The organism is Magnetococcales bacterium (assembly GCA_015231175.1).
In the GTDB taxonomy this organism is placed as follows: domain Bacteria; phylum Pseudomonadota; class Magnetococcia; order Magnetococcales; family DC0425bin3; genus HA3dbin3.
In genome coordinates, this window is sequence record JADGBZ010000098.1 from 1 (window position 1) to 11,006 (window position 11,006).

General features: G+C 58.9%; 8 protein-coding genes. 7 read left to right on the forward strand and 1 reads right to left on the reverse strand.

Going from position 1 to position 11,006, the window contains the following annotated elements; all coding sequences use genetic code 11:
* The first annotated feature begins 63 nt into the window (after window positions 1–63).
* The 4 genes from HQL63_14575 to HQL63_14590 are packed head-to-tail and all read left to right on the forward strand — an operon-like array spanning window position 64 to window position 7,872.
* Window positions 64–1,149 carry a hypothetical protein gene (locus HQL63_14575; protein MBF0178051.1) on the forward strand — a complete coding sequence of 362 codons (1,086 nt, stop codon included), beginning with the start codon at window positions 64–66 and terminating at the stop codon, window positions 1,147–1,149.
* Between the two features lie 11 nt (window positions 1,150–1,160).
* Window positions 1,161–4,928 carry a hypothetical protein gene (locus HQL63_14580; GenBank protein ID MBF0178052.1) on the forward strand — a complete coding sequence of 1,256 codons (3,768 nt, stop codon included), beginning with the start codon at window positions 1,161–1,163 and terminating at the stop codon, window positions 4,926–4,928.
* Window positions 4,928–6,106: a hypothetical protein gene (locus HQL63_14585; GenBank protein MBF0178053.1), complete on the forward strand. Its 1,179-nt coding sequence runs from the start codon at window positions 4,928–4,930 to the stop codon at window positions 6,104–6,106. The genes HQL63_14580 and HQL63_14585 overlap by 1 nt, the downstream gene beginning before the upstream one ends.
* Window positions 6,103–7,872: an SWIM zinc finger family protein gene (locus tag HQL63_14590; protein ID MBF0178054.1), complete on the forward strand. Its 1,770-nt coding sequence runs from the start codon at window positions 6,103–6,105 to the stop codon at window positions 7,870–7,872. The genes HQL63_14585 and HQL63_14590 overlap by 4 nt, the downstream gene beginning before the upstream one ends.
* A gap of 446 nt (window positions 7,873–8,318) precedes the next feature.
* On the opposite strand, the gene HQL63_14595 is transcribed toward HQL63_14590, so the two are convergent.
* Window positions 8,319–8,726: a hypothetical protein gene (locus tag HQL63_14595; protein MBF0178055.1), complete on the reverse strand. Its 408-nt coding sequence runs from the start codon at window positions 8,724–8,726 to the stop codon at window positions 8,319–8,321.
* Window positions 8,727–8,797: 71 nt separating this feature from the next.
* On the opposite strand from HQL63_14595, the gene HQL63_14600 reads away from it, so the two are divergent.
* The 3 genes from HQL63_14600 (at window position 8,798) to HQL63_14610 (ending at window position 10,981) form a co-directional block, all read left to right on the forward strand.
* On the forward strand, window positions 8,798–9,547 hold the full coding sequence (locus HQL63_14600; protein ID MBF0178056.1) for a hypothetical protein: 750 nt from the start codon (window positions 8,798–8,800) through the stop codon (window positions 9,545–9,547).
* Between the two features lie 67 nt (window positions 9,548–9,614).
* On the forward strand, window positions 9,615–10,256 hold the full coding sequence (locus HQL63_14605; protein MBF0178057.1) for a hypothetical protein: 642 nt from the start codon (window positions 9,615–9,617) through the stop codon (window positions 10,254–10,256).
* Window positions 10,257–10,543: 287 nt separating this feature from the next.
* On the forward strand, window positions 10,544–10,981 hold the full coding sequence (locus HQL63_14610) for a hypothetical protein (protein MBF0178058.1): 438 nt from the start codon (window positions 10,544–10,546) through the stop codon (window positions 10,979–10,981).
* Window positions 10,982–11,006: the final 25 nt, after the last annotated feature.

The following is an 11,006-nucleotide window of genomic DNA, read 5'->3' on the forward strand; positions in this document are numbered from 1 at the left end:
TTTTGCGTCCCCGTCATATGTCAAGCCTCAAAAAACTTGAACATCGAGTTACAGGAAATGGCCGTGCTGACCCCTGGTCTGGAGTTGGCGCATTTCAAACTATTTCGCCAGCACCTTAACGCCGCTTTCGACAACGACGGCGCGGCCATGGGACCGGCTTATTCCCCCTATTCCACGTTCGGTTGCGACTATAGCACCCCATCCCTGAACTACTTGGCCAATCAGTCAAAGAATCATGGACATGCCGGAGCTTTTGTTTGGCTGGTGTTGAACTCAGGTCACATCGGACGTGATTTCCTTGCCTTGGCGCGAGGTATCGCGGAGAGGGCGACCGGACCCGCCGCCATGTTGGGTTCTCCATTGATTCTGGGCGAGGAAAGGGTGCTTGATCAGGATTTGCCCGCCCTCTGCGGCAACCCCCGCACCCTCTGTGAAATGCACAGCGAATTGATGGCCCTACAAACCCAGGCCTTGTTGCGGCTTGCTGTCAACCTGAAAAACCATCCTACAGCATTCTCCCTGAGAAACCTGGTGCTCGGCGTTGGTTCCTGGTTGCTGGTGTATCAGCTCAGACGCATACCAGGATGTGATAAGACGGTATTCTTTTGCGATTTCGCCGGAGAATCCGGTTCCCGACTGCGCACTCAGGCCGCAGCCTGCTATTCAAGACAGTTGGGACTGTTTGGTCGGAGCCTGCGGCTTTGGATGGAGGCGTCATCGGAAGTCTTGGAAGAAGATCGCTTGGCATTTGAATGCCAGGAGGAAAAAGTTTCCAAGGAGTTGGAGGACCATTTCAGAGATTTTTCCGTTCGTATCGGATGGGCGCAACCACGTACCGGTACGCCGACAAAATATTTCCGTCCACAACCTGATACGATGCGCGTTCTGTTGATGAGCGTGCTCGAACCAGGGGAGGTCTGCGTCATGGACGAGTTGGCCACTCGCTTGCGTTCCCATTGGCAACTCGTTTTTGGTCTGCTACCGGAAGACCACACCATTTTGCGGCAGCACGGGTACGCCCCATTGGATGAGTCCGATCTCCGAACCAATCGGGAAGGCTTTAAGCGTTTGGCCATCCACTTGGGGTTGGCGTGGGAACCCTCCGATGGATTGGTGCTGTTTTCTCTCAACCCCGATAACCTCCTTTAATGGCGACCCCCATGAACTCCCAGGAATATGTCGCCATTGCCGTGGCTCGTTGGATCGCGGAACGTCTGAAGAACAACAACGACTTTGCCTGTGAAGGGTTGCCACTCCTCGATGTGCCGACCCTGTTCCGTGAGTTGGCAGAGGACAAGGAGTTTCAGGCGGTCGCCGCCGAGTTCTCGATTGCCCTTGCTGGACAAAACGCAACCAGCGTCGATATGGCGGAAATGGCCCGGCGGGCAGGATTGAGTAACCTTCAAGCGTTCACCGATGACCTGCACCTGGCTGCGGAATGGCGGAATGATCGCCAGCACCATCCTCGATCCATTGTGTTGGCGGCAGGCTACAACGCCGGGGTGCATACATTGAGTCATTATGCACGTCCTTCCGGGACCGCGTTGCCTCGCGCCATGCTCAAGGATGCACGGGATAAACTGCCTGCGCGATTCCCTAATTCTCCCGAAGTGCATCGGACCCTTCTGGACACCCTGGAAACCGATCCCGCTTTGGAATCTCTGCTGTCGCTGGAAGCTTGTTCGGCCTTTTTGGCACGATGGGATGCCCTGCGGCGGGAGAAAGAAAATCATGCGCCGTGGATGTCCCTGCCTGCGCTGGGTCTTCTGACAGACAAGGATCTGTTCGCCCAGGATTCCCTGGGGAAAAGGCTGAAACTCAATTTGGAGTTTACGCAGCTGACTCGAAACCTGCGGGCCTCGACGATCCGCACCCTTGCCAACAAAAAGTACCGGGATGCCGGGAAACAACGCCAGATCGCCGAAGCGGTCGTTGCCGTAGAGCATTATCTGACCGCCATTCAGCAAGGCCAGGAAAATGGCCTTGATTTGAGCGTGGCCATGTTGGTCGTGAGACCGCCCAAGGAGCAGGAAGCCGCTATCTCACCTGGCGAGCCTGACTCTCCAGACGACGAAAATGGTGGGGATTCCCCCAGTGGCGGCGACCCCGCGCCACCATTTTCCAAGGCAAGCTCCGATGCACTGCTCGATGGTCGTGAAGAGGATCTGACAGCCATTGCCGACGCCATTGAGCAAGCGTGGCAAGACCGGGATGAAAACTCGGACGATGACGTGGAAATCACGGTTGCCTTTCCGGGTGGGGGGCAGGAAATCAAAGAAACCGTGCCCGTAGCCAAGGACGTCCTGGGTTGGGTCAGAGACTTTTGCAACGAAACCAACTGGGGGGGCTTTTTCGAGACACCGGAAACATCCTTGCGAGCAGCGCTTGCTGGCGCTGCGGATCGGTCTCCGACCTTTCTGCAACCCCATGCGGTGGTTGTCATCGATGGGGAGTCGCTGTCATTGGAGTCCATCCTTGCCGCTTGGGATGAAGACATCCCGCGCCTTTGTCCCGGCGTGGAGACACAAATGGCAGTCACTTGGCGCGAGTTCAGCACATTACGAAACGCCCTGTTGCCTCATCTGGGGAAACTGATCTATCACCCCCGCCATTGGCTGGACGGACGCCCGGGAATTCTTTTTCAGATACGCCGCTACCTGGAATTGGCATCCACCCTCTACCGGGAAACCCAGGAACATTACCATGTGATGGAGTCCGGCAGTTTCGACTGGGCGCGCGCCGCGCTGGAAGCTCTACTGGCGTTGGATACCATACAGGTGCGTGTTCTTCAACCGGATGGAAAAACCCTCGCCAAGGCAGTGTTGCTTCCCACCCATCCTCTGCATTTGTGGCGCAACGAGCGTCTATCCACCTTGTTGCGTGGTTTGGCCAGTAGTACCGGTATGGGGGCGGATGAACGGGAAACCGTGCGTCAGGAGTTGGAACGTCCGGAGCAATTTCTGTCGGTTGTGCATCTCTCATCCCTTCCGGCTGGACTTGGCTTAAAGCAATTACTCCCGTATACCGATCAAATCGAGGGGCTTCCCGTATTCGAGAACCTCAGCAACGCCTGCTCTGGGCCTGATGGGGCCAAAATTTTGCGCGAGGCTCTCGATAAATTCATCATTCTTCACCCGAATCATCCGCATCCCTTGCGCGTGGCCTTGGTGAATCCTCCCCGTGGTGAGGATCTGATCATAGAGTTGGTCCGACTGCTCAAGGATCCGCGTTACCGGAGCGGTCAGAAACTCTCAGCCATTCATATCGACATCTATGCCAGCAGCCTGCATCGTGACCGCCTGCATAATGCCTTGCGCTTTCAGGACAGTCGTAAGGAAGACGAGATCCAGGAGCAGGTGGCGGCAGGACGATTGCATTTGCGGGTTCATGACGGGGTTCCAGGGGAAACATCCTTGACGTCGGTGGTGGAGCATCTGCGGAAACAACCTTGCCATGTAGCCGCCATTTTTGATGAATCCACCATTCGGCTTCGTCAAAAGACCATGGGCAGAATCCTGCCCATGAGTCCATTCTGTATTCGTCATGACGTGCAAGTAGACCACCGTTCGGGTCGTATTGAGCTGCGTCCGCAACCTGGGGAATCTCCCTTCAGCGAGTTCATGCAGCTCATGAAAGAGCTGGATCGCAGTCAGCGTGACGCCATTATCCAGGTTTATGCCGACGCCGAAGGTTTGGCCGATACCGCAGATGCTCTGCTCCAGGGAGAACAACCGGCAGCCCGCTGGCTCTTTCTTGCTGACCGCGCACTGCCATCCGAGGCTGGAATGAAATCCGTGCGCATTTGGGAGCGCAAAGAGGGACTCCGAGACACTTTTTTGGCCACTCGCGATTTTGGGGTGATCTCCCGTTTGCTGCGCCCTGTCTTCAGCCGGTGCAATATCACGCTGACCCCGGAGGCGATGCAGCTTCTACTCCATCAGGGATCACGGTTGCTGGGTAGCGGGTTGCTGGACATCATCAAGAAAAATGATGGATTGCCGGATCAGAAAAAGGTCATCGGGCTGGCTGGTCTTCTGTTCGCTGCGCGTGACATGCAAGTACGTTTTCCCGGAGCCATGGTCCTGTCGGTGGACCACCCGTTGGCGCGGATGTGGTTACGCACGGGAAAGCGGCAATCCTTGTCAGAGCGATGCGACCTGCTGGTCTTGTGGAAGGACGAAAAACCTGGCGGCTATGAACTGATTGCCGTTGAGGTCAAAACTTCCGACGATGAACAGTTGGTCAACGCTCCGGCCCGCGCATCTCACGCCGACTCGCAAATCCGTAACACTCTGGAAGCCGTCCAGGATGGTCTTGGAGCCGCCGGTGCAGGACAAACCTCCCCTTTATCCATCCCGCGTTGTGAAATGTTGAAGCATACGCTGGTCCGAGCTGCCCAGGCCCGATCCGGCGATCCGGAAGCAGATCGCGCCAATCGGATCAGATGGGGTGCCTGGCTGACGGAACTGTTCGGACAAACAACTCCGAATGTGACCTTGAGTGGTTGTCTGGTCAGCGTCTTGCTGCGCCGAACTGCTCCATCCATTGAAGAGAAATTCGATACTCCCGGTCCCTGGACGATTGTCCACCGGGTATTGGGCGAGAAAGATGCCAGTGATCTGTTGGGCCAGAAAACCTTGTCATCGGATCTTCCGCAGGAAACGGTTTCCACACCAAGGGCGGCAACTGAGAACACTCTTCAACCTATCGAACCGAACCTGACGGGTCCCTCCGAAACGCCCGATCAGGTTCATCCTGGATTGACCTCGGACGACGATGTTCAGGTCTCATCTTCAGGGGAGAAGCCCCCTTGCATCAACGATGCGATCAGGGACCGGACAGTCACACCTTCCCTCAGCGACGCCAAGCCGGATGGGGGCGGGAGCGCACCTCCGTTCGGGAAGGGCCAACTCTGGCCGGACTGCTGATGTTCGGAAAACAGCGGAGCATCCTGGACCGGTTGCCCGTTTTCCATCTCGACTATCAGCATCTACCGGGGCCTTCCGACCCGGAGGGAATGCGCTGGCTCGACCGGGTGACCCCGGACGGCACTTGGCCCGGCAATCTGTTCGAGTTCTATCGCAAAGTGGTCCCCAAGCTGCGGGACGGGGTGCGGATTCCTTTCCAATTGGGGCAGGATCTCCTGCGCCGGGATGACACCCCCCAGCACGAGGCGTTGCGCGAGGCCCTGGTCAACGCCCTGATCCATGCCGATCATGCTGGGCGCGGCGGCATCCGCATCCGTCGCGCCCCCAACCGTTTCGAGTTCATCAACCCCGGCACCCTGCGCATCCCCAGGGAGCAAGTCCGTATCGGCGGACGCAGCGATTGTCGCAATCCCGCCATCCAACGGATGTTCCAGATGATCGGCGCGGGCGAGAAGGCCGGGTCCGGCTTCCCGCGCATCGTCCAGGCTTGGCGCGAGCAGCACTGGCGTGCGCCTCTGCTGGAAGAGGATCACGAACTTTATGAAACCCGTCTCACCCTGACCACCTTGAGCCTGTTTCCCGTCGAGGTGGGCGAGGAACTGGAGCGGCGTTTCCCGGGGCGACTCGCTGCTCTCGATCAGGAAGGTCGCTTGGCACTGGCCACGGCCCTGCTGGAAGGGCGGGTCTCCAACAACCGCTTGCAGGAACTCACGGAACGCCATCCCAGTGACCTGACGGAGATGCTGCGCGGGCTGGTCCGGACAGGCTTCCTGGAATCCCATGGCAAACAGCGATGGACCTGGTACACAGTCCAGGCAGGGGCTGCGCCTGTGGAAGGGGATGGGAGGTCCGAAGGTTTGGTCGGAGGGTCCGAAGGTTTGGTCGGAGGGTCCGAAGGTTTGCCGAAGGAACTTCTGGATCAGGCGGCCAGCATCTGGACTCGCGGCAAGGTCGGCAAGGGGGAGGTCCACGCGGTGATCCTGGCCCTGTGCCGGGGACGTTTCCTCTCCCTGCGCACTCTGAGTGGTCTGCTCGGTCGCTCTCCGGACTACGTCCGTCCCAATTTCCTCCGTGAACTGGTGAAATCAGGGCAACTGGAATCCCTGTATCCGGATCGTCCGAACCATCCGGATCAAGCCTATCGCACCCGTAAGGAAATGGAAGGAGACTCAAGGTGAGCGGTCCATCCGGCCTTGCCGCTTTGGTGACCACCGAGGCGTTGCGTCGCCTGGCAGGTTCCCAGTCTTTTTCCCGGGGGCAGGCCTACTTCGCCGGAGGGCAGGTGCGCTCCCTGCTCGAAGACGGAGAGACCATCACCGCCAGGGTTTCCGGAACCAGGGAATACCGGGTGCGGCTGGAGGAGACGAAGGGCGATTTGGAATATTCCTGCACCTGCCCGGTGGGGAATGACAGTGACTTCTGCAAGCATTGCGTCGCGGTGGGACTGGCGTGGCTGGCCTCCCGACAAGGTGAGGGGAAGTCTCCATCCGCCAAGAAGGGCAAATCCACCGTTACCATGCAGGACGTGCGCGCCTTTCTCGGCGGGTTGGACAAGGCCGAACTGGTGGAAATGGTGATGGCTCAAGCCAAGGAGGACGACCGTCTGCGCCAGGGGTTGTTGCTGCGCGCCGCCAAGGTCCGCAAGAAGGGCCTGGACCTGGAGGTCTGGCGGCAGGCCATCGACCGGGCCGTGGAGGTCGATGATCACGTGGATTACCGTGGCGCCGCTGACTATGCTCAAGGCATCGATGATGTGATCGACTCCATCGAAGAGCTTCTGAAGGTGGGGGAGGATGCAGCGGGAGTGATCAACCTGACAGAATATGCCTTAAAAGCAGTGGAAAGAGCGATTGAAGGTGTGGATGACGACGGTGAGATGGGAGGTCTGTTGAATCGGCTCCAGGAAATTCATCTGGCAGCGTGCGAACAGGCGAGACCCGATCCGGAAGAACTCGCCGAACGGCTTTTTACCTGGGAGATGAAAAGCGACCATGAGGTATTCTACGGAGCGGCAGATAGCTATGCCACAATTCTGGGTGATGTCGGGCTTGCTGCCTACCGCCGATTGACGGAAGCGGAATGGGCCAAGGTTCCCGCCCTGGCACCCGGTCAGAAGGATCCAAACCGTTATGGCGGCAACCGCTTCCGGATCACCAGCATGATGGAGGGCATGGCCCGGTTGAGCGGCGATGTGGAGCAGGTGGTGACCATCCAGCAGAGGGATCTCTCCGCACCCTATCGTTTCCTCAAGATTGCCGAGACCTACCAGGAAGCTGGCCTGTCAGACAAAGCCCTCGATTGTGCGGAACAGGGTTGGAAAAGCTTCCCTGGCGAGCGGCGCGACGGTCGGTTGCGGGAGTTCCTGGCCGACGCCTATCACGAACGCAAGCGACACGACGAGGCCATGGCCCTGGTGTGGGAGGGATTCGCCGCCTCGCCCGATCTCAAAGACTACCAGAACTTGAAGACTCACGCCGACCGCGCCCGCCAATGGAACGACTGGCGGGAAAAGGCCCTGGTCCTGGTCCGGGAACGGATTGCCGCAACCAGCAAGGGCAAACCAGCCAGAGCCTGGGGGGTTCAGGTGTTCGCCGACCGTTCCTTGCTGGTGGAGATCTTTTTGTGGGAAAAGGACGTGGAAGGTGCGTGGCGTGAGGCCAAGGAGGGCGGTTGTTCCCACGACCTGAGGCTGAAGTTGGCCGCCCAGAGGGAGACGAGCCATCCGGAGGACTCCCTGGCCATCTACAAATCCAGGGTGGATCCCACCGTGGAACAGACCAACGACCAAGCCTACCAGACGGCGGTCGGCTATTTGCGGAAGGTCAGGAGCCTGCTTGCGGCAATCGGCAGGCCGGAGGAATTCCCCCGATATGTGTTGACCTTGCGAGCAAATTTCAAGCGGAAGCGCAACTTCATGAAAATGCTCGACAAGGAAGGCTGGTGATTCCGCTTGCCTGTCGGGCGGGAATTGGAATATTCTCCTTCCTGGGAGTCGAACCGCCCGGAGAATTTTCCGTTTGGCGTATGGTTCGCTCCACCATTTTGAATTTACAGGGTTTTCTCTCTTCTGCGGCCACCTTCCAGGGTGGCCGTGGTCGTTTTAAAAACCCCAATGTTTCCAATAGTTACGGCGACAACAGAAAACGGGTTCTCCCCCAATTCCCGGACCCGCCGCCGTCCATCCCGCCCGTTCTCTTCTCTCTTTGCCAAAATTCTCTGAAAGCTCTGGACTCAGGCCCGGTGAGTCCGGAAAAGTCGGACTCACTTTTTATGCGCATTTTCAATGAATAACAGTATTTGCTTATAGATGGTGATTTCGCATCGGCACTTGGTTGCCTGCTGGCGAGTTGGCCTCAAATACCGAGTCCGGCGACGAGAACGCGCCGGTGATCAGACCGGTGTTGCGATCCCCCATTGTTCCCGTTGCTGCGCCCACTCTGCCGGAAACGGCTTGGCCAGTTCTCGCCAAGTCATAACGTCAGGCTGGTTACCATCCAAGATGACTTTCACGATATCAGGAGCCAACAGGGTCAGGCGCAGCACCTTCGCCACATAGGAATCGTCGAGGTTCTCCCTCTCTGCCAGTGTCCTGATGGACCCGATCCGACCCGCCTCCATGTCTCTCAGCCAACGGTGCGCCTTGGCCATAAGCCTCGCCAGGGTATCATCCCGTTGCGGCATGGGCATCGAGTCCATGCCGTCCGGGGCCATGATCCGCTTCCTGCCGCCTCTCTTGCGCAGATTCATGGGGATGGTGATGATAATGGTGGTTCCGTCCTGACTCAGTTCCGCTTTCATGCCGCTTCCTCTTTCGTATTCCAAAGATCGTTCAGTTCACGGGCCAGGGTGTCGATCCCTTGGGCGCGCAGATGCACCTTCACTGCATCGGTGAATACGTCCACCTGGGCAACAAGGAGCTGCACCAGCCGCTGTTGTTCCGCCGGGAACAGTTCATCCCAAACCGGGTCGAGCCGCTGCAGGGCTTTCGTTACGTCCCGTTCCTGAATTTCCGTACCGGCTTCCTTGCCTGCCCGCCACGTTTTGACCACCATCTCCGGCGAACGCAACACCATGCGCACCTGCTGGATCACCACCGCTTCGATCTCCCCGGCGGCGACGCTGCGAATGAGACAGGAGTTATAGCCGCTCTTGGCCGCCGACTGGCACAGGTAGTATCGGTAACCCTCTCCCGCGAACGCATCCTCTCCTCTTCCAATGGCGGCGCGGCGGTGGACTGGCCCGCCGGGAGCGTGGTCGCCCTGTTCTGCGTCGCCCCGGCGGAAGTGATCCAGCGCGGCGTGCGCAGCGGCGTCACCGTCACCACCCCCGGCATGCTGCGGGTGCAGCCCGGGGTGGCCCGCTGGTATCCGCCCATGGCGGTGACTTTTACGACCTGGGAAGCCTGGGTCGGACAGGCCCCCGGCGGTATCGCCGCCCAGTTCACCCTGCGCAGGAACGGCCTCGCCGTGGCCACCGGCAGCATTGCCGCCGGGAGCCAACGCATGTCCCACGAGGCGATCTCCCTCTCCCTGACCCCCGACGACTGGCTCACCCTGGAGGTCACCCAGACCGGTGTCAGCCCCCCAGGGTCCGATCTCACCGTGCGGTTGATCCCCTGACAGGGAGGATGTTCCTCGGCCCATCGTTTCCGGCCTGGCCGCTCTCTCCGGCGCGCCGGTGGCCGGGATGGTGACGGGACGCATCGAGGCCCGTTGCGCCCTGGGCTGGGGTATCGATGGGCTGGTCGAACGTGCCTGGAGGTTTCCCTACGGCCAGATCCACGCCGGTCGTCAGCTCGAACTGCCCTGGCGCATGTCGGTGGAAAGCGGATGGGGGCTGTCCTGGGACATCGAACTCGCCCTCCACGCTGCCTTTCCCTATTCCGGCAGGCGGATCGAGATTGTCTCGGAGGCGCTCTACGGCGATCTGGCCTTCTACCTGGACGGAACCTGGGTCCATGCCGGAATGGCCCTGCCGTGGTGCGAGGCGGCATGGGTGGGGGCAGAATGTTCCTGGACCTGGGACGATGCGGCGGCGGTGAGGACGGCCCAGGTCTTCCCCTGGGAAGACGAATCCGCCGACGCCTGGACCATGCGCGCCTCCACCGGGACGGTGCTGGCGAGTGCGCCCGTTGCGGGAACGGTGTCCGGGCGGGTCGAAACCGCCTGGGGAATCCCCTGGGACCAGCCCTGGATCAACCGGGTGCTGGAGTGCCCCTTCGGGCTGCGTGCGGAAAGGCAATCTGAATCCGACACGCCATCTTCACCGACAGGCCAGGACGGGACCGTCGCCGTTCCTGTCATCCCATTGATCCATCCCCCACGATGACCTCTCCGGGACTCCCCGGGGTTGCTGGTCCGGGTCTCCGTGTGTTCTCATCAGCAATGTCGCATAATCCGAGGGAAAAGCAGGAGGGAGAGGGAAAACAAGCCCATGACAAGTTCGAAAGCCCCACGTTATGGAAATTGACCATTTGGCATCCGTCCGGTGTACATCCTCCATGCAATGGGGATGCAGGATGGAAGAAAACGGCGACAATCAAAAGTTGTCGAAGTAACCGCATACCGGTTTAAAATATAGCTGTTTTTCTTGTGAGATCGCCCCGGAAGCACGGCATGAACTCTCAATACGACCACACCAGATCGGACATCATGAAGACCAGAATCAGGGATCTGGTCCTGGCAAATGACGTCTCTGTTCGTCTGAGAAACTGCATCGTCAACAACGATGATCTCCCGTTTGAGACGGTCGGGGCATATGTCCAGGCGGGCAACCAAGCGATCCTGAAAATGTTGTCCGTACCCCATCTGGGCAAAAAGACTGCGTTTGAATTGGACTCCCTGGTCAGGACGTATCTGGAAGACAACGATGTTCTGCCGGGAAAGGATACAGAATACGACGAGGTCATGCCAATAACGGCAATGGATCAGGGACGGTCCAACATTCTGCGCCTGTTGGGAAACGTTCCGTTGCAGGCAGCTCTCATGCATACCGGGGTCGAAGAAAGGGTCAGAAAGGGCGTCGGTAGTGTCCCAACTTGGTTTATCTGGTAGAATCCACACGAGGTTTCCATGTTGC